This window comes from Streptomyces sp. NPDC004788, from assembly GCF_053601115.1.
The window spans coordinates 16590-34517 of the sequence record NZ_JBSGBF010000059.1 but is presented as its reverse complement, the minus strand read 5'-3'; the positions used below and the strand labels follow the sequence as shown (position 1 = coordinate 34517).

General features: G+C 71.3%; 17 protein-coding genes and 1 pseudogene. 16 read left to right on the top strand and 2 right to left on the bottom strand.

Going from position 1 to position 17928, the window contains the following annotated elements; all coding sequences use genetic code 11:
• Positions 1-57: 57 nt before the first annotated feature.
• Positions 58-786 carry a TIGR02391 family protein gene (locus ACWEJX_RS24150; RefSeq protein WP_451609487.1) on the bottom strand — a complete coding sequence of 243 codons (729 nt, stop codon included), beginning with the start codon at positions 784-786 and terminating at the stop codon, positions 58-60.
• A 162-nt stretch (positions 787-948) separates the two neighbouring features.
• Here ACWEJX_RS24150 and ACWEJX_RS24145 point away from each other — a divergent pair, with 162 nt between their 5' ends.
• A complete protein-coding gene (locus ACWEJX_RS24145) occupies positions 949-1884 on the top strand; it encodes a DUF5655 domain-containing protein (protein ID WP_451609486.1) in 936 nt (311 codons plus the stop codon).
• A gap of 96 nt (positions 1885-1980) precedes the next feature.
• On the opposite strand, the gene ACWEJX_RS24140 is transcribed toward ACWEJX_RS24145, so the two are convergent.
• Positions 1981-2727, bottom strand: a complete 747-nt coding sequence (locus ACWEJX_RS24140; protein ID WP_451609485.1) for a DNA-methyltransferase — start codon at positions 2725-2727, stop codon at positions 1981-1983.
• Between the two features lie 579 nt (positions 2728-3306).
• On the opposite strand from ACWEJX_RS24140, the gene ACWEJX_RS24135 reads away from it, so the two are divergent.
• The 15 genes and pseudogenes from ACWEJX_RS24135 (at position 3307) to ACWEJX_RS24065 (ending at position 17918) form a co-directional block, all read left to right on the top strand.
• Positions 3307-4452: a C40 family peptidase gene (locus ACWEJX_RS24135; RefSeq protein ID WP_451609484.1), complete on the top strand. Its 1146-nt coding sequence runs from the start codon at positions 3307-3309 to the stop codon at positions 4450-4452.
• A 90-nt stretch (positions 4453-4542) separates the two neighbouring features.
• A complete protein-coding gene (locus ACWEJX_RS24130) occupies positions 4543-4851 on the top strand; it encodes a DUF6112 family protein (RefSeq protein WP_030195549.1) in 309 nt (102 codons plus the stop codon).
• Complete coding sequence (locus ACWEJX_RS24125) at positions 4851-5540, top strand: hypothetical protein (protein WP_451609483.1); 690 nt, start codon at positions 4851-4853, stop codon at positions 5538-5540. Before ACWEJX_RS24130 ends, ACWEJX_RS24125 begins: the two co-directional genes overlap by 1 nt.
• A gap of 27 nt (positions 5541-5567) precedes the next feature.
• Positions 5568-6965, top strand: a complete 1398-nt coding sequence (locus ACWEJX_RS24120) for an SCO6881 family protein (RefSeq protein ID WP_451609482.1) — start codon at positions 5568-5570, stop codon at positions 6963-6965.
• Positions 6966-7098: 133 nt separating this feature from the next.
• Positions 7099-8565 (top strand): SCO6880 family protein, encoded by a 1467-nt coding sequence (locus tag ACWEJX_RS24115; RefSeq protein ID WP_451609481.1) that lies wholly within the window; start codon positions 7099-7101, stop codon positions 8563-8565.
• 35 nt (positions 8566-8600) lie between these two features.
• The gene (locus ACWEJX_RS24110; protein WP_451609480.1) at positions 8601-9053 is read left to right on the top strand and encodes a DUF6238 family protein; all 453 of its coding nucleotides are present in this window, start codon (positions 8601-8603) and stop codon (positions 9051-9053) included.
• 27 nt (positions 9054-9080) lie between these two features.
• Positions 9081-10586, top strand: a complete 1506-nt coding sequence (locus ACWEJX_RS24105; protein WP_451609479.1) for an ATP-binding protein — start codon at positions 9081-9083, stop codon at positions 10584-10586.
• Between the two features lie 21 nt (positions 10587-10607).
• Complete coding sequence (locus ACWEJX_RS24100; protein WP_451609478.1) at positions 10608-11306, top strand: hypothetical protein; 699 nt, start codon at positions 10608-10610, stop codon at positions 11304-11306.
• 99 nt (positions 11307-11405) lie between these two features.
• On the top strand, positions 11406-12164 hold the full coding sequence (locus tag ACWEJX_RS24095) for a hypothetical protein (protein ID WP_451609477.1): 759 nt from the start codon (positions 11406-11408) through the stop codon (positions 12162-12164).
• 26 nt (positions 12165-12190) lie between these two features.
• Positions 12191-12688 (top strand): hypothetical protein, encoded by a 498-nt coding sequence (locus ACWEJX_RS24090; protein ID WP_451609476.1) that lies wholly within the window; start codon positions 12191-12193, stop codon positions 12686-12688.
• 183 nt (positions 12689-12871) lie between these two features.
• Positions 12872-14146, top strand: coding sequence for a hypothetical protein (locus ACWEJX_RS24085; RefSeq protein WP_451609475.1), 1275 nt, complete (start codon positions 12872-12874; stop codon positions 14144-14146).
• 299 nt (positions 14147-14445) lie between these two features.
• Complete coding sequence (locus ACWEJX_RS24080; RefSeq protein ID WP_451609474.1) at positions 14446-14640, top strand: hypothetical protein; 195 nt, start codon at positions 14446-14448, stop codon at positions 14638-14640.
• 93 nt (positions 14641-14733) lie between these two features.
• A pseudogene (locus ACWEJX_RS24075) lies at positions 14734-16522 on the top strand (type IV secretory system conjugative DNA transfer family protein).
• Positions 16519-16749, top strand: a complete 231-nt coding sequence (locus ACWEJX_RS24070; RefSeq protein ID WP_041132489.1) for a hypothetical protein — start codon at positions 16519-16521, stop codon at positions 16747-16749. The pseudogene ACWEJX_RS24075 and the gene ACWEJX_RS24070 overlap by 4 nt, the downstream one beginning before the upstream one ends.
• Entirely contained in the window at positions 16746-17918 is a 1173-nt protein-coding gene (locus ACWEJX_RS24065; protein WP_451609473.1) for a DnaB-like helicase N-terminal domain-containing protein, read from the top strand. The genes ACWEJX_RS24070 and ACWEJX_RS24065 overlap by 4 nt, the downstream gene beginning before the upstream one ends.
• Positions 17919-17928: the final 10 nt, after the last annotated feature.

The following is a 17928-nucleotide window of genomic DNA, read 5'->3' as shown; positions in this document are numbered from 1 at the left end:
CCAGGCGCGGGGCTCGGAGGGCATCGAGACTCTGCGGCGCCAAGACCGGAGTCCTCGCTATCTGTTCCTGGCCTTAGCCCGGTCGACCTGGCGCAGCAGCAGGTCGGCGAACTGGATAATCTCGGCCGCTTCGATCGGGTCGTCGAAGTCGACGGTGCGGTGGCTGGAGGGGTTCTTGTAACGTCCCATGGCACCGGCGAACAGCGCGGACTCGGCCTCCTGCTCGCCGCCCTCGGCGCCCGCGTCGGCCAGCGGGCCCCCGGGCTTGCCGTTCTGGTGCGGTTGGAACGCCTTGCGCATCAACGCGACGCCAACGAGGGAGTTGTCGAGCCCGGAGGCATCGCGGACGGCCACCTCGACCGCCTTCATGGCGGCAAAGCACGCGGTCTCGTAGTCCCCGAGGTCGAAGTTGGTGCGCACCGTCTTCTCCAGGTCCGGGTGGAGCGGGCCGGCGAGCCGTGTGCGGGCTTCGAAGCGTGCTACGCCCTTCGGATCTGCGGCCAGTTCCCGTCCGTCGCGGGAGAGCTGTCGGAAGTTCTCGGATTGCCTAGGGACACGTGACAGCAGTGCGTGTGCCTCCAGCCAGCTCCAGGCGTCGGATAGTCGGTTCACCAGCCTCTCACCGTCCGGCTCTTCCCGGAACGCCTGACGGGCGCTGCCCATCGTCCCGGGGTACTGCAGGTAATCGTTGCTGCGTGCAAGGCTCTGCAGCAGGAGGAGCGCGACGTCGCGAGTGGGAAGTTGTCGGAGCTGGTCCGCCGGTACCGGCGACTCGAACGTGTACATGCATACACGCTACGCGGGCGGCTCGGACACCCGCTGGATTTTTCGGCTCACCCGGCCGCTTGAACACACAGGCCGTGCGGAAGCCCGTGCTTCGACTTAGGCGGAATATCCTGAGCCCTCCCGCGATTGGTCTTCGTGCGGAGATCTCGGGAGGGGGCGCTGGTGGCCGAGCTGATGCTGTTCCGGCAGGACGCGGACGGGCGGGATGTCGAGCTGTCCGGTTCGACGGTGGCGCTGGAGGTGGAGCTGCAGCGGCGGGTCGAGGCCGGGCTGGAGCAGATGCTCGGTATCCGGTTCGTGGCGTCGGAGTATGCGACTGGTCCGTGGCATCGGGGGCGGATCGACACGCTGGGGCTGGATGAGAACGGCAGCCCGGTGGTGATCGAGTTCAAGAAGGGCTCCGACAGCGGGGTGCTGTCGCAGGCTGTCTCGTACCTGTCGTGGCTGCGTTCGGCGCAGCACGAGTTCGAGGCGCTCGTCCGGAAGGTGCTGGGCGCGGAGGTGGCCGAGTCGATCGACTGGCGGCGTCCGCGGATGGTCTGCATCGCGGCGAGCTTCTCCCACCACGACCGGGTGGCCGTGCAGTGGCTGCCCGAGCGGATCGACCTGGTGCGCTACCGGGTCTTCGAGGGTGGCCTGCTGAGCCTGCTGCTCGTCGATTCCTCGCCCGGCTCGCCGACCGCCGCTTCGTCTCGGCGGAGCCGGGAGCGGGACGCGGTGGTCGGCAGCGCGCCGGCGGCACCGGCGACTCCTGCGCCGGCGGGCGCTGGCCTCGTGCCGGAGTGCTTGCGGGACCTGTACGCGGAGCTGGACGAGGCGTTCACGGTGTGGGGCGAGGTCGAGGTGGCGGCGCTGCGGCACTACATCGCCTACCGACGGTTGGTGAACGTGGCGTCGGTGATTTTCCGTCCGAAGCACGAGGTGATCCTGGTCTATCTCAGACTCGACCCGGACGCAGTCGTGCTGGAGGAGGGCTTCACCCGGGACATGCGCGGTGTCGGGCATCTCGGGACGGGGGACCTGGAGGTGCGTCTCGCTTCGGTGGCGGACTTGGAGAAGGCGGCGCCGTTGATCCGGCGGGCGTTCGAGGCGGCCTGACAGAAGCGGAAGGGCGGCTGGAGCATCGGTTTCTCGATGTTCCAGCCGCCCTTCGACGTCTGCGGCCCGTTGGCCCCGGGCTCTTCGTTCTCATGATCACTCCTCCGGGCCGGCCAGGGCGAAGTCGTCCTGTTCCAGCTCGGCGCGCAGGCGCCGTTCGGCGATGTCGGCGTAGTGCGGGGACAGTTCGACGCCCACGAACTTCCGGCCCTCTCGGAGGGCCGCGACGCCCGTGGAGCCGCTGCCGGTGAACGGGTCGAGGACGGTGCCGCCTTCGGGGCAGACCTGTACGAGCTGCTGCATGATCTCGACGGGCTTCTGGGTGATGTGGACCCGGCCCTTGCGGGGCTGCGAGGCGATGTAGTGGCCGGGCAGGTAGAGGTCGCGGGTGTTGTCGACGGATCCCTTGACACCCCAGACGATGAACTCGGAGTCCTGCTTCGGCGCGCCCTTGCGGGGCCGGCTGGCCGGCTTGATCCACGGGAGCGTGCCGCTCCAGGTCCAGCCTGCCATCTGCAGGGCGTCGGTCGTGGTCGGTTCCTGGCGCCAGTCGGTAAAGACCATGGCCACCGCGTGCTCGGTCGAGGCCCGGTACGCCTCGGTGAGCAGTTCGGTCAGCCAGGAGCGGTAGGAGCGCTGGTCGCGGTTCTCGCCGGGGAAGTTGGCGAGTTCGTGGGCCGCGTCGCTGGTGACGTACTTGGCGCGCGCGGAGCGTCCGGTGCGCTCGGAGCTTGTGCGGCCGCCGGAGTTGTACGGCGGGTCGGTGATCACGGCGTTGACGCTCTCGTCCGGAAGGGACTTCAGCACGGTCAGGGCGTCGCCTCGGTGCAGCGTGTAGCTCATGGGAAGGGCCTCTCTCAGGACATGGCAGGGCTGGGGACCGCTCCGGGCAGCGCTCAACGGCGGTCTTCCGGGGCGGGGTTGTGCTGGAGGTTAGCCGTGCTTTCCGGCCGGGCCTAACGAGGCGGGCCGTGCTGCTGAACCCGGTTCGGGAGTCGTTTGGTGCGGCCGGAATCCCGGTCTACTGTCTCGCCGTGTCACCGGGCAGGAGCCTCGCTCCACCCTCGCTGACCTGTGCTTTCCGTGCTTTCTCGTGCAGTCGAGCCGTACCGGAGGCACGTTGCTCTCCTTCTTCCCGCACACCATCAGGAGCCCCGGTGTACTGCCTGAGATTACGAGCGCGGCTGGCTGCCGCGCGTGACCTGAGACCGGCGTCCGGGAGCTACCAACTCCTCTGACCCGGGCCCGCCCGAGCGGCGGATGCACATCGGCGCGGTGCCGGCGGCTTTGCACGAGAAGTCGGCACCGCGCCTCCTACGAACAGCGAGGAGCCGCTGCGATGCAGCATGCCCTGACACATCCGCGTCCCGACCCGACGCCGTCACCCGGCCGGCACCGCCGCCTCGGTGAACGGCGGCGGCGATGAAAAAGACCACCAAGGGCGTCGTCGGTCTCTGTGCAACCGCTCCGCTGCTGCTGGCCGTTCCGATTCTCGCCGTTGGGGCCGGGACCGCCTCGGCCGCCTGCTCGACCGGCGGGGCACAGGATGTGGATACCGCCGCCGTCGCCGCCCAGGTGAAGGCCATCCTGGACGGCGGCGACAAGGGTTCAGTGTCCGTACCGGGCCTGGACGACCCGGCCGAGCAGGTGCCCAACGCCAAGGCGATCCAGGCCACCGGCGTCGCGATGAACATCCCGGCCCGCGGGCAGGTCGTAGCCCTGGCGACCGCCCTGCAGGAGAGCGGCCTGCGGAACCTGACCTACGGCGACCGCGACTCGCTGGGGCTCTTTCAGCAGCGGCCGTCGCAGGGCTGGGGCACGGCGAACGAGATCCTCGACCCGGTGCACGCCTCGACCAAGTTCTACGAGGGACTAGGGAAGGTCTCGGGCTGGCAGTCCCTGTCCGTCACGCAGGCCGCCCAGGCGGTGCAGCGGTCTGGCTTCCCGGAGGCGTACGCGAAGTGGGAGCCCCTGGCCACCGCCCTGCAGAAGGCCATCGAACCCCTGCTGCCGAAGCCCAGTGGCGCGTCACCGGACTCTTCGCCGTCCGGCTCGGCCGGCACCGGCAGTCCTGCGCCCGGTATCGCGGGCAATTGCAGTGCCGAGGGGGACGGGACCGACTTCGGCACCATCCCGCCCGGCGCGCTGCCGGCCGAGTACAAGATCCCCGCAAACGCTCCGCGAGAGGTCCAGACGGCGATCCGGTGGGCGCTCGGCCAGCTCGGCACGCCATACCAGTGGGGCGGGACCTGCACGAACTCCCACGGCAAGGACGCCATGGGCCGGTGTGACTGCTCCTCTCTGATGCAGCAGGCGTACAAGGCCGCCGGGGTCACCCTGACGCGGACGACGTACACGCAGGTCAAGGAGGGCAAGGCAGTGTCGGTCGATGCCCTTCAGCCGGGTGACCTGCTCTTCACCGAGGGGACGGCCTCCGTACCCGAGCACATCGGGATGGCCATCGGGCTGGGCCTGATCGTCCACGCCCCGCGCACCGGCGACGTGGTCCGCATCACGACCCTCGCCTCCTGGAAACCGCGGATTCTCGCGGCCCGCCGAGTCGTCTGACCGGCGCTTCTCCCCCTCTCCCCTTTTCCTCGCACCGCCGCTTCACCCCAGCGGGGCTTTGGCGTGCACGTAATCAAACTGGAGTTCTTCATGTATCTCGCCGACCAGGTCATACAGCTCGCCTACGACCCCGGAATCAAGCCGAACGAGGGCGGCCTGCCGGGCCTGTCCGTCCTCAAGCAGGTGATGGGCTCCATCAACCTCTTCGGGCTCATCGCCGTGGTCGGCGCCCTCGCCGTCAGCGCGGGCGTGTGGGCCTGGGGCCACCACTCCGGCGGCCACCAGGCCGAGGCCAACGGCAAGAAGGGCGTGCTGGTGAGCGCCGGCGCGGCCCTTCTGCTCGGCGCGGCGAACGGCGTGGTGGCCTTCTTCAGCACGCTGGGGACGCAGGTCCACTGATGGCTCAGCACTCCACCCACCCCGGCGGCGCATCTCGCGTGCGCCGCCGGGCGCTGCTCGGCACCGTCGTCCTGGTGGTGCTCGTCGCCCTCGCCGGCCTGGCCGCGTACCTCACCCGCGATGGCAGGGGCCCTTCCGAAGCCCCTGCTCCGCCACCGAGTTCGCCCTCGGTCTCCTCTTCGGCCCCATCGCCATCCGGGTCATCCACCCCACACACCCGTCCTCGTGCTCTTCCGGTCCCGCCGAAGACCCATGACCCGATCGCGTACGGGAAGGCGGCCGCAGCAGCGCTGTGGTCCTACGACACCCGTGCGTACTCGCAGCCCGAGCTGCGGAAGGCTCTGCGCGGGTGGCTGACCACGGAGGCGAAGTACGCCGATCCGGCCTCGGTCGACAAGGTCGTTCCCTCGGCGGTGCTGTGGAAGGAGATGGCCGCCAACGGCCAGTTCGCCACCGCCAAGGTGTACGAGGGGCACTTCCCGAACGCGTTCACCCGGGCCCTTCAGGAAGACTCGGGGGCGATCACTCAGGCGTACGTCTACGCCGTCACGGTCTCCGGCAAGCAGTCGATCGCCTGGAAGGGCTCGCCGGCCGGCGGTGCGGAGAGCCGTGCCACCACGCTCGCGGTCCAGTGCCGGCCCGACCGTCCCTGCGCCCTGGTCGGCGTCATGCCGTCCGTCGCGCCCTGATCCCCGTTCGAGAAAGGAGGTATCGCCATGGGAGTCTGCGACTTCCCGCTGATGGACAAGGTATGCGGTGCCGTCGACTTCGCCACCAACCCCGCCGGAACCGTCACGGACGGCATCGGCGCGTGGATCGCGAAGTCGATGGGCGAGCTGGCGGCCAGCGCGGCCGATCTCGCCGCGAAGGCCGTCAACGAGACGACCGCCATCGACCTCAGCGCCGGATGGTTCCGGGACAACTACGAGCTCCTGCTGCCCATCGGGCTCGCTCTGACCGTCGGCATCTTCTGCATCCAGCTCATGACCGCGGCCTGGCGACGCGACGAACGCGCTCTTGCTCAGGCTGCGTTCGGCACCATGACCGGCGTCCTGTTCAGCTTCTCCGCCATCGCCTTCACTACCGTCGCCATCACCGTGGTCGACGCCCTCTCCGACGGGCTGTTCCAAGCGGCCAATACCTCCGTCGACGACGCGATCCGGCGCGTGGTGAAGGTCAACGAGTTGGGGGCGATGTACGGCCTCGGCTGGGGGGTCCCAGCCCTGGTCGCCCTGGGGTGCGCGATCGGTGCCTTCTTGTACTGGGGCGTCATGGTCGCCCGCAAGGTCGGCGTCCTGATCATGGTCTCGCTCGCCGTGTTCGCCGGTGCCGGCGGCGGCTGGGAGGTCGCCAAGCGGTGGCGGCGCGGCTGGATCGAGGCCACCGCCACCCTGGTCGTCTCCAAGCTGTTGATGACCGTGGTCTTCCTGATCGGCGTCTCCGCCATGGGCAAGAGCGACGCCGGCGACGGGATGGCGGCCCTGTCCGACGCGATGGCGGGCATCGTCGTGATGGTCCTCGTGCTGCTCTGCCCGTACGCGACGTACAAGTTCGTGCACTGGGCCAGCGACGGCGGCGGCCACGACGACCTGCACCGCACCGGCGTCGCCGGCATGGCGGTCGCCGCCGGGGCGGCGAAGACCGCGGCCAGCCTGGCGATGCGGGTCGGCACCGGCGCTCCCGCTCCCCAGGGCCCGAGCCAGGTTCCCGGCGCGGGTGCAGACGGTGTCGCCTCCGGCATCAATCCCGTCGGCGGCAGCCTCAGCAAGGAGGGTATCGACGCCGGTCCGCCCAAGCAGCAGACCCGCTTCCGGTACGGCGAGGACCCGAACGCGACCGGCGACAAGGGCCGGGCCCTGATCCAGCGGCCCGGGATCCCACCGCTGATCACGCGTCCCGGCGCGGACGAAGCGGAAGGGTCCGGGGTGGTCATCCACGGCGTCACCGGCAGTTCCGCTCATCTTGTCGGCGCGTCGGCACCGGGCGGCAGCATGACCTCCCTGCCGCCTGCCGGCCCCGCGACTGCGCCGCCGCCTCCCGCCGGACCGTCGGCCACCGCTTCTCCCACGCCGACGAACTGGGTGTTCCCCAACCCGCCGCCGTCGGGTTCCTGACCCACCACACCCGGGGCGGGCCGTACACCACGGCCCGCCCCACCCTGACCGACCAGCAGAGGAGTCCCCCCATGACCTGCAGAAGAGCGCCGCGCGCCCCGTCCTTCGCCCGCCCTCACCGTCTGGAATCACCATGTCCGGCAAGCACCAGGCTCCTACAGCCACCGTGAAGTTCCCCCACCGCAGCAGGCGCGGCATCCTGCTCGGCCTGACCGCACCGCAGCTGTTCGTCGCCGGCCTCACCGGCCTTCTCCTTCTCGCCGTCGTCCTCACCCGCGGCGTGGTCGGCGCCCTCCAGCTCATCCCGCTGTGGGCCGTCATCGCCCTGTTCGTCTTCGTCCGCCACCGTGGCCGTGCCCTGGCGGACTGGGCTCCGATCGTCACCCGGTACGTCCTACGCCGGATGCGCGGCCAGCTCGTCTGGCTCACCCGGCCCTCCCGTCGGCCGACCCGCGAAGGACTCCTCCACCTTCCCGGCACCGCCGCCAGCCTGCGCGTGGTCACCGCCCCCGACGGCCGGTACGGTGCGGTCCACGATCCCCACAACGGCACGCTGACCGCCGTGGTCAAGGTCTCCTCCCGCGCCTACGCGCTGCTCGACCCGGGCACCCAGCAGGCCAACGTCAACGGCTGGGGACGCGCGCTGGCCGCGCTGGCCCGTACCGGGCAGATCGCCCGCATCCAGGTGATCGAGCGCACCGTCCCGGACTCCGGCGACGCGCTTCGCCGCTACTGGGAAGAGCACGGCCGACCCCACGCCCCCATGGCCGGCGCGATCTACAGCGAGCTGATCCAGAGCGCTGGCCCGGCGGCGGCACCCCACGAGGCATACGTCGCGGTGGCGCTGGACACCAAGGCCGCGCGACGGCTGATCAACCAGGCCGGCGGTGGCCTGACCGGCTCCTTCAGCGTCCTGGCGCAGCTGACCTCCACCTTCGACCAGGCCGCGCGGACCGCCGGGCTCAACCCCACCGGCTGGCTCACCGCCCGCGAGATCGCCGCCGTCGTGCGCACCGCCTACGATCCCAAGGCCCTCACGGCGCTGGACCGGTGGTCCACTGCCGGCCGTCCCGAGGCCGAGCCCGCCGCCGCCGGACCCGTCGTGGTCGTCGAGAAGGCGGACCACATCGCGACCGACTCGGCCGTCCACGCCACGTACTGGGTGGAGAACTGGCCGAGGACCGAGACGTCGGCCGGCTTCCTGCACCAGCTCCTGTTCACCGGCGGCGTCCGGCGCACGCTGTCGCTCTCCTACGAGCCGAAGGGACTGGACGCCGCACTGCGCGACGTCCAGCGCAAGAAGGCCAGCGTGATCGCCGATGCCGCCGAGCGGGCCCGGCGCGGCCAGGTCGACTCCGAGGCGGACTCGATCGAGTACCAGGACATCAAGTCCCGCGAGCGCCAGCTCATCGCGGGCCACGCCGATGTCGCCCTGACCGGGCTGCTGACCGTCTCGGCCGACTCCGAGGACGAACTCCGCTCCGCCTGCGCGGTCGTGGAGACCGCCGCCGTCGGCGCCCAGCTCGACGTCCGGCCGCTGACCTGGCAGCAGGCCGAAGCGTTCACCGCCGCCGCCCTGCCGCTCGCGCTCTCCGCCTGACGCCGGCCCTTCCCTCCCTTCGAAAGAGCACCCGCATGTCCCGCACCGCCAGCCCGACCGCGCAGGACTTCGTGCCCTTCGCCACCGCCGCGCTCGACTTCCACCGCACGCTCAACCTCCCCGGCGGCCCGCTCGTCACCAGCCGGGCCGAGCTGGACGCTCTGCACGCGCATCTCGTCTCGGTGCACGGGCTGCTCGACGCCCATGCCGCCCGTACCGGTCAGCTCGTGCCGGTCGAAGGTGACCAGCTGCGCGCCGCCCGCACCCGGATCTGGCAGGCCGCCGACCACGTCCACGCCGCCTACCACGCGGCGCCCCGGCCGGGCACCGGCGAGGTGCCCGAACCCGAGGCGTGCCAGGCCGGCCTGCCCGAAGGGGCACCGGAGCTGACCATCTGCCAGCGCCACCAGCGCGCCGCACACCTGGTCCGCCGCCGCACCACCCCGGCCGACCTGCACGCCCCGTTCACCGGCCTCGTCCACCGCTGACCTCATCACCTGTCTGGAGAAACGTTCATGCCCCGTACCCGCGCCAGCGCCTCTCCCCTGTACGTGCCGCACAAGGCTTCGCGGGCCCAGCAGAGGGCCGCCCGAGCCGGATTCGCCGAGGCCCGCCGCCAGGCGCGCCTCGCCGGGACACCGACCAAGCACCGCGCCGAGGAAACCCTCGCCCCGGAGCTGCGGCCGACCTACCCGCCGACCGGTCGTCCCGGTCCGGCCTCGGCCCGGGGCGGCAAGCTCAGCCTGCCCGCCCACCGGATGACCACCGCCACGGCTTCGGGGGCCTACCCCTTCGTGGCCGAAGGTGGTCTGGGGGCGGAGGGCATCTTCATCGGCCGCGACGTCCACGCCGAAGCCGCCTTCTGTTTCGATCCGTTCTCGCTGTACAGCAGCGGCCGGATCGAGGGCTTCACGAACCCCAACGCGGTCCTCGCCGGGATCATCGGCATGGGCAAGTCCGCGCTGGCGAAGTCCATCGCCACCCGATCGATCGCCCACGGCTACCGGATCTACATCCCCTGCGACCCGAAGGGCGAGTGGACCGGCGTCGCACAGGCCCTCGGCGGCTACAGCATTGCCCTGGGCCCCGGCCTCCCAGGCCGGCTGAACCCACTGGATGCCCCGGCCCGGCCCGCATCCGTCAACGAGGACGACTGGGCGACCGAGGTCCGCAAGCGGCGTCTGCTGCTCCTGGCCGGCCTGGCGCGCACCGTCCTCAAGCGCGACCTGCTGCCGATGGAGCACACCGCCTTGGACGTCGCCCTCGACCTGGTCGTCGCCGAGGCCGCCGCCCGGGGCACAGTGCCGCTGCTTGGAGAGATCGCGCACGCCCTCGGCTCGCCCGAACGCCTCGACCGGGCCCTCGGCCACCAGGCCGGGCACCTCGGGTCGGCCGCCCAGGACCTCGCGCACGCCCTGCGCCGCCTGGTGCACGGCGACCTCAGCGGCATGTTCGACGCCCCCTCGACGGTGACGTTCGATCCGACCGCGCCGATGCTATCCATCGACCTCTCCCGCCTCGGCGGCTCGGGAGACGACACCGCCCTGGTCCTTGCGATGACCTGTGCGAGCGCGTGGATGGAGTCCGCCCTCGCCGACCCCGGCGGCGGCCGGCGCTGGGTGATCTACGACGAGGCGTGGCGGCTGATGAGGCACGTCGGCCTGCTCGAACGGATGCAGAGCCAGTGGAAGCTCTCCCGTGGTCTCGGCATCGCGAACTTGATGGTGATCCACCGGTTGTCGGATCTGCTCTCCGCGGGCGACGCCGGCTCGCGCGGCCGGGTGCTGGCCGAGGGCCTCCTGGCCGACTGCTCGACCCGCATCATCTACCGCCAGGAGCCCGACCAGCTCGCCGCCGCCGCGTCGCTGCTCGGCCTGACCGGCGTCGAGACCCAGGCGGTGTCCGCCCTGACCAAGGGCCGGGGCCTGTGGAAGGTCGCGGGCCGGTCTTTCATTACGCAGCACATCCTGCACCCGGCCGAACGCGAACTGTTCGACACCGACGCCCGCATGTCGGCATAGGGCCTGTCTGGAGGATCGATCATGTCTGCTTCTTCCAGTTCTCCCGGCCTGGCCGAAGATCAGCTGCCTGCGGCCACGGACCGTCTGGCGTGGCGGAGGCACATCCCGGCGCTGGCCTCCGCCGCCGCCGGTATCAGGGAGGCGTCCGACGCCTGGGACGCGGTCTCGGACTCCTTCTGCGACGGCGACGGCTGGCCCGTCGACGAGCAGGGATACGAGGACGGCAAGGTGAAACGCGACGCCGAGGCGTGGAAACACGTGGAGGTCTTCCTCGCCCACGGTCCCGAGGTCCTGGCCGGCGTCCGCACTGCCGCCCGTGGTGCCGACTACGTCGAGGGGCCGGCCAGCGAAGACCTCCGCCGGCTGCGCGGGATCGAGACCACCCTGGAACGGGCGGGCCAGCTCCAGCGCGAGTGGGACCAGATCATGGCCCTCATGGACGCCTCACTCCCCGGCTCCCGGAAGCTCTACGAGAGCCAGGCGGAGGAGGACCGCAACTCCGACGGCTGGCACTACGCCGACGAGTTGTCCATCCGCGGCCCGGCCCTCGTACGGGCCGCCGACTACCTGGTCGGCCGAGCGGACCGCGAACAGTCCTCGCGGACCGAACAGACACGCGTAGCCCTCGCCCGATCCGCCTCCGTGCAGCGCGGGGCACTGCCCGCTTCTCCCCCGGCGCCACCGACACCCGGCCCACCGGTGCCCGGGCGCTCCCGCTGACGCCCGTCCCGTCTCGGAGTACGCCACATGCCTCTCACCAGCAGAACCGTTCCGTTCCTCGCCCCCATCGTCATCGAGCCATCGGATGGATCAGCCGTGATGCCCATCTCCGCCGAAGAACCGCTTGCCGACGTCACCGTCGGCCGCCATCCCGACTACGGCATCGTCGCCGCGAACCCCAAGAACCTCGCCGCCAGCACCTGGATGCTGGAACGGCTCGACTTCCTCCCCGTTCTGGGTGAGCCGACCTTGTACGCCCTGACCGACCAGCAGCATGACGGGCAGGGCCGCGCCACCCGGGCCGTCGCGCTGCTGCGCAACGCCGGCTTCCGGGTCGACACGGACGCCGTGTTCAACTCCTCGCTGGGCCCCGGCGCGGGGCCCGGCCCGTACCGGGCTCGGTCCGTCGAGCCCGATGTCGCATTCGCCGAACATCCACGGCTCGGCATCGTCGCGGCCATCGACAGCCGCGCCTCCGGACTCACCGGACTCGCCCTGGTCGAACACGGCTGGCGGCACGATCACCGCCTGGACATCTACACACTGCCCGGCGCCAGCCGCGACGAGGCCCTGGGGAAGGTCGCCGACGCCACGCTGGCCCTGCACCGTTCCGGTGTCCAGGTTGCGGTGCAGCCCCGCCTCGCCCAGGACGTAGCGGCTCGCCACCGCCCCGCGCCCACCTCGTCCCGCGACCGTATCCAGGGCGCTGGCCGTAGTTCTCCGATCGTGGCCGCCGCGCTCACCGACAGCCCGGCGCTCGCCAATCTCCCGGGCAAGGCGCCAGCGTCGGCTCCCGCCACTTCCGTCGCGGCGGCCCGGCCGGTCGACCCGCGCATCGCGTTCACCCGCGACCGCTGACCCAACTCCCTTAAGGAATAGCTCCCATGGCCGTAAAGACCATCTGGCCGATCAACCACTCATGCGGCCACAAGGCCGACCGTGACCTGTCCAATCGACCGGCCGACCGCCGCGCGGGTTTCGCCGAGTGGCTCGCCAGCCAGGAGTGCAGCGACTGCTGGCGCGCCTCCAGGGAGAACAGCGAGCAGGACAAGGCCGCCTGGGTGAAGGCCAAACGTGCCGAAGAGCAGGCCGAGTCCGAAGCCTGGTCGCAGCAGTACCGGATGCCTCCGCTGGAGGGAACCGAGCGCGCCGTCCCCTGGGGTGTGCGCTGCCGCCACCAGATCCTGGCTGCCGCCTACACCGCCCTGGTCCTCGAAGGCGAAACCACCGAGACGGAGTGGGAGGAGGTTGAGGAGACCGCTCGCACCATCACCCGCGCCGGATGGTGGATCGACCAGCGCTCCTCCGAACCCGACGACCTCACCGAGCTGCTCCGGGCCGCCACTGACGCCGACCGGCCCATCGAGAACCCCCACTTCTAGCTGTCCCCTGCCCCGCTTCGGCGGGGCACCGGTGCCCTCCTCTCCCGCCCGGGCCAGGGGCCGGGTGAGCAGGGCCTCTATCAGGGATCCCCGGCCGGGCCAAATCCCGAATCCTGCGGATTCTCTCCCTGTTGGTCCCTCTCCCCGGCCCCCGTTTCTTCCTTCTCTTTCGAGGTAGACACCGTGATCGCCCACCTGCAGCGCACCAGCGACACCGCCAGCCTGCTCGCGTACCTGTACGGGCCGGCTGAAGGCGGTGTCCACGTCAATCCCCGGCTGATCGCGGGCGACGGTCACGGGGCGCCGATCGAGCTGCTCGCGGAGCCGGGCTCGCTCCCCTACCTGGCCCAGGCTCTCGACGCTCCGGTCGAGCGGCTCGGGGCCCGTGCTCCCGTCCGGCCGACGTGGGTCTGCTCGGTTCGTTCCGATCCTCACCTGCGGGACCTCACTGACGCGCAGTGGGCCGTCGTCGCCCGCCGGTTGGTGTCCGCCGTCGGGATCGCCCCGGAAGGCGATCCTGGTGCCTGCCGATGGATCGCCCTGCGCAACCAGCCCCGGCAGGTGCACGTCGTGGCCACCCTCGCTCGTGAGGACGGCGGCCTGCACCAGGGCTATCGCGACGCCTTCCGCCTCCAGACCGAGTGCCGTCGCATCGCGGCCGAGCTGGGGGACCTGCCCACCGCACCCCATCCGACTCCCCGTGCCCAGGAGACTGCTGTGCCTGCCCCTCTCATCACCATCTCCTCCGAGGCCAGCGGCAGTGTCGTGGCGAAGGGCGCCAATGATGATCTTTCCGCGTTGATCCTCAAGCACGCTGGTTTCCGGCAGATCGAGGACTGGCACGGCCGGCGCCACCGGCTTCCCACCACCACCCCGGTCGCCGACCAGGTCGCCATCGCCAGCCACGCAGCCGAGATGCTCCGTGCCGCCCGTTACGGCGTCGATCTCGCTCCTTCCCTGGACGTGGCCCGGATAAGTACTCCGGCGAATCCCCTTGGGCCCCATGCCGCCGGAGCCGCGCTCCTTCAGATCACGGACCGCATCAGGTCGACCGAGAACGGGGCAGACCTTCGGCAAGCGGTCGACCAGCTTCTTCACCCCGAGCACGGGGCCCTGGAACGTGTCCGGGAGGCGCTGGAGGCGGCGAGCGAGCACATCACCGACCTCGACGACGAGGCGTACGCGCTGGCTGACCGGTTCGGCTTCGCGGCGGAGTTTGTCAGCTCGGCGCAGTCGGAGCTCGTCGACTCGGAGGACGAGCTGCGTCGTGTCGGCAGGCCGTCCCGGTTCCAGGCCGAGACGCGGACACGGTCCTCGGATCTGCCTGCTGCCCAGAGCGCGGCGTTGGCCGTTTCGCCTGCGGCGGCCAAGGCCGAGGTCGTCTCGGTCTTCGGTATCGAGTTCATGGATGCCCGTGCGGCTGCGCGCCCGCCGCGAGCCTCCGCTCCTCGGCGGTGATCGGGTGATCTCCTCGTCCGCTTCATCCGCCGGCCTTGTCGCCTACGTGTTTCATGCGGCGTCACCGCCGGCAGCCCCGCCGCCCGCAACGGCTCTCGCCTCTCGCCTCTCGCCGACAGGCTGTCCCCGCCGGTGCTGCCGTGACTCCGCCGCCTTTGCCTTCCGGCACGAGACCCAGCGCCGTTCCTGCGGGTGGAGCTCGAGGCGACCCGGGCGATCCCGCCTCCTACAGCCTCGCGTCGCACGTCGTCGGCCCGGACCGGCGGCTCGCCTCCTCTGCCGCGAGCATGCTGGCCGACATGGGGTATCGCGTCTCGATCGCCCCGTCCTTGGCCGTCGGCTACGTCGGAGAGGCCGTCGATCCCCAGGCCCGACGGCTGGCCGCTGCCCACCAGGTCTCCCCCGTGGCCGCCCAGACCAACACCGGCACCAGCGCCCCGCCGTCCATCGCGCCACCCCCATCCGCGGCGCATCCCGCCCCCCGCTCGCGATGAAGCATTCCGTTCGATCCGCAAGGAGTAGGCCCGTGAGCTGCACGAGAGCCGAGCGCGCTCCGCCCCGCCCGCTCGCACCCCAAGGAACTTCCCGTGCCTTCCCCGCGCACCAGTGCGCCGTCGACCACCACCGGCTCCGACGCGCTCCTCTATCTCCTGTTCGGCGCCCTCGGAGCCGCCATGGCCTTCGGCTCCCTCGCCTGGCTGACCGGCAACCTCACCAACTCCCTCGTCGGAAGCGGTCCGTGGACCCCGTTCCGCGCCACTGACGCCCTGCTGCACCCCGAGGCGCTGTGGCCGGCCCTGACTTCCACCGCTCTGCTGGTCGGCGTCCGCGTCGTCCCCGGCCTGCTCACCCTGGCGCTGCTCACCACTGGCCTGGTGCTGTGGCTGCGCTGGCGCTCCGGTGCCAAGAACGGTCTCGCCCGCAAGAGCGACCTGACGCCGCTGCTGGACAAGGAGATCACCGCCAAGGCGAAGAGCCTGCGGCCGTCCCTGAGCGGCCGGGAGTGTAAAAGAGGTCGCTCCCGCCGACCGCGGCATCCTGCTCGGCACCCTTGATCCCGGTCGAGCCGATGTCCGTGCTTCCTGGGAGGACGTGATCGTCGCGATCATGGCCCCGCGAAGCGGGAAGACCTCCGGGCTGGCGATCCCCGCGATCCTCGCGGCTCCCGGCCCGGTCCTGCTCACCTCCAACAAGGCGGCGAACGACGCGTTCACCGCGACGGTGGACGCCCGTGCCGAGGTCGGCACGGTCTGGACCCTCGACCCCCAGCAGATCGCCCACCATCCGCGTGAGATGTGGTGGGACATCCTGGCCGACGCCCGCGACCTGGCAGGGGCGAAGCGGCTGGCCGGGCACTTCGTCGCGGCGAGCGTGGACGAGTCGAGTGGCTCCGACTTCTGGTCCACCGCCGCGTCCAACACGCTCGGCGCCCTGTTCCTGGCCGCCGCGAGCCACCGGCGGCCGATCACCGACGTGCTGGCCTGGCTCGCCTCCCCCGCCGACCGGACCCCGGTCGACCTGCTCACCGACGCCGGCCACGACGCCGTCGCCGCCCAGCTCCAGGGCACCGTCTCCGGCGCGACCGAAACCCGCGACGGCATCTACGAGACGGCGAGGCAGTACGCGAGCTGCCTGCTCGATCCGCAGGTGGCCGCCTGGGTCACCCCGAGCAAGGACCTCCCCGAGTTCAAGCCCCTTGCCTTCGCCACCTCCCGCGACACGCTGTACCTGCTGAGCAAGGACGGCGGCGGCAGCGCGTCGGCGATCATCGCGGCGGCGGCCGACGCCGTGATGCGCGCGGCCGTGGTCGTCGCCGAGCAATCCGGTGGACGGCTCGACCCGCCCGCCCTGTGCGTCCTCGACGAGGCGGCGAACGTGTGCCGCATCAGCGACCTCCCGGACCTGTACTCGCACTTGGGGAGCCGGGGTGTCATCCCGATGACGATCCTGCAGTCCTACCGGCAGGGCCAGCGATGCTGGGGCGAGGCCGGTATGGACGCCCTCTGGTCCGCCGCCACCGTCAAGATCGTCGGATCGGGCATCGACGACGCCGACTTCGCCGACCGCCTCAGCCGACAGGTCGGCGACCACGACGTCCAGACCGTCTCGGTCTCCACGAGCGAGAGCGGCAAGTCCACCTCGGTGAGCATGCGCACCGAGAGGATCCTGCCGCCCGACGCGATCCGCGCCCTGCCCAAGGGCAAGGTGCTGCTGCTGGCCACCGGTCTGCGCATCGCCATGCTCAGCATCCGGCCCTGGTACAAGGAGCCCTCCGCCAAGGTGGTCGGGCCGGCCTCCGCCCGCGCCACGAAGGCGATCACCGAGCGGGCCCTGGCGAAGACCGTCGGCCACGACGACTTCGGGCTGTCGGCATGAGCGCGCCCACGCCGCGTTCCGCGCGGCTCGCGCAGTCGCCGGCCGTCCTGCGCGAGGGCCGATGGTGGCTGGTCGCCGATGCCGGGTCGGTTCCCGTCGCCGATCCCGCATTCACCACCGTGCTGGACGGCTTCGCCGAGGCGGTGGCCGCCGCCGACCGGGCGGTCGCCGATCTGCGTGCCCGGCCGAGTGAGCCGTCCGCTTCCAACACGCGAGGTCGTCGATGAACCCGCTTCTGAAGGCCGAGCAGGCGGTCCTCGGCGCGGTGCTGCTCGACCCGGGCCAGCTCTCGCACCTGGAGTGGCTCGCGCCCGATCACTTCTACCGGCCGGTCCACCAGGCGCTGTTCGCCGCACTGAGCAATCTCCGAGGCGATGGCCACCCCGCGGTAGAGGGCGAGGGTCCGGTGCCGCTGTCGTGGGTGACCGACGCGGTCGCCGAGGCCGGCCTCCATGTCCGGGGATTGACCGCGTCGTACGCCCATCTCCTGGTCTCGGCCTGTCCGCGTCCGGCGCACGCTCCGGTGTACGGCCGCATGGTGCTGGAGGGCGCGATCCATCGCACTGTCGCCCAGCACGCGATCCGACTTCACCAGGAAGCTCGCGCGGGCGCTGTGCGAGGCGAGGTCGAGGGAGCGCTGCACCACACGGACGTCCTGACGGGGGTACTCACCGATCTCGCCCGGCGGTGGGGCACCGAACCGCGCCCTGTCGCGCCCGCGACATCGCAGGCCCCCGACCCGCCTGCTCTTCCGCCGGCTCAGGCCGATCGGGTTGCCGAGGACGAGGAGTTCCTTCTGTCCGTCCTCGTCGAGCGGCCGGGGGCCATGGGTGAGGTGGTGGACTGGCTGCGTCCCGGGGATTTCGCCGACCCGGTCCACGGGCAGCTCTACCGGTGCCTCGGGGCGCTGCACCACCGGGGCGAGCCCATCGACCGGATCACCCTGCTCTGGGAGGCCCAGCGGCGCGGCCTGCTGGCCGGCGGCACGCTGTCGGAAGACCGGTTCGCCGCTATCTGCGACGGCGTGGGGGCCGGTGACGCCGAGTGGCTCGGCAAGCAGGTAATGCGTTCCTCCCTCACTCGCACCGCAGCCGCCTCCGCCCGCGCCGTCCGCGCCCTAGCCGAGGACGAAGCCTTGGCCCCTGGGCGGCTCATCAACCACGCCCTGCACGCGCTCGGCCCGCTCGACGAGGTCCGCGCCCGTTGGCAAACCGCGACCGGCCGGCCGGCTTCACGGGCGCCAACGACCGCCGCTTCCGCAGGCGGGCCGCCGGCGGCGCGGGTGCACGCGGCCCTCACCCGCAGTACGCCGCGCCCCGCGCCGTCTCCACCGGGCCGGCTCGGCCCCAGGCCCACCCCGACCGCCGCACGCCCGCCCTCGCGCAACCACAGCTGACACACCCTTA

What these genes read in the sequence shown, in the direction of transcription:
- ACWEJX_RS24150 (WP_451609487.1), bottom strand. Translation starts at nt 786, where the DNA reads ATGTACACGTTCGAGTCGCCGGTACCGGCGGACCAGCTCCGACAACTT.
- ACWEJX_RS24140 (WP_451609485.1), bottom strand. Translation starts at nt 2,727, where the DNA reads ATGAGCTACACGCTGCACCGAGGCGACGCCCTGACCGTGCTGAAGTCC.
- ACWEJX_RS24135 (WP_451609484.1), top strand. Translation starts at nt 3,307, where the DNA reads ATGAAAAAGACCACCAAGGGCGTCGTCGGTCTCTGTGCAACCGCTCCG.
- ACWEJX_RS24130 (WP_030195549.1), top strand. Translation starts at nt 4,543, where the DNA reads ATGTATCTCGCCGACCAGGTCATACAGCTCGCCTACGACCCCGGAATC.
- ACWEJX_RS24125 (WP_451609483.1), top strand. Translation starts at nt 4,851, where the DNA reads ATGGCTCAGCACTCCACCCACCCCGGCGGCGCATCTCGCGTGCGCCGC.
- ACWEJX_RS24120 (WP_451609482.1), top strand. Translation starts at nt 5,568, where the DNA reads ATGGGAGTCTGCGACTTCCCGCTGATGGACAAGGTATGCGGTGCCGTC.
- ACWEJX_RS24115 (WP_451609481.1), top strand. Translation starts at nt 7,099, where the DNA reads ATGTCCGGCAAGCACCAGGCTCCTACAGCCACCGTGAAGTTCCCCCAC.
- ACWEJX_RS24110 (WP_451609480.1), top strand. Translation starts at nt 8,601, where the DNA reads ATGTCCCGCACCGCCAGCCCGACCGCGCAGGACTTCGTGCCCTTCGCC.
- ACWEJX_RS24105 (WP_451609479.1), top strand. Translation starts at nt 9,081, where the DNA reads ATGCCCCGTACCCGCGCCAGCGCCTCTCCCCTGTACGTGCCGCACAAG.
- ACWEJX_RS24100 (WP_451609478.1), top strand. Translation starts at nt 10,608, where the DNA reads ATGTCTGCTTCTTCCAGTTCTCCCGGCCTGGCCGAAGATCAGCTGCCT.
- ACWEJX_RS24095 (WP_451609477.1), top strand. Translation starts at nt 11,406, where the DNA reads ATGCCCATCTCCGCCGAAGAACCGCTTGCCGACGTCACCGTCGGCCGC.
- ACWEJX_RS24090 (WP_451609476.1), top strand. Translation starts at nt 12,191, where the DNA reads ATGGCCGTAAAGACCATCTGGCCGATCAACCACTCATGCGGCCACAAG.
- ACWEJX_RS24080 (WP_451609474.1), top strand. Translation starts at nt 14,446, where the DNA reads ATGGGGTATCGCGTCTCGATCGCCCCGTCCTTGGCCGTCGGCTACGTC.
- ACWEJX_RS24070 (WP_041132489.1), top strand. Translation starts at nt 16,519, where the DNA reads ATGAGCGCGCCCACGCCGCGTTCCGCGCGGCTCGCGCAGTCGCCGGCC.
- ACWEJX_RS24065 (WP_451609473.1), top strand. Translation starts at nt 16,746, where the DNA reads ATGAACCCGCTTCTGAAGGCCGAGCAGGCGGTCCTCGGCGCGGTGCTG.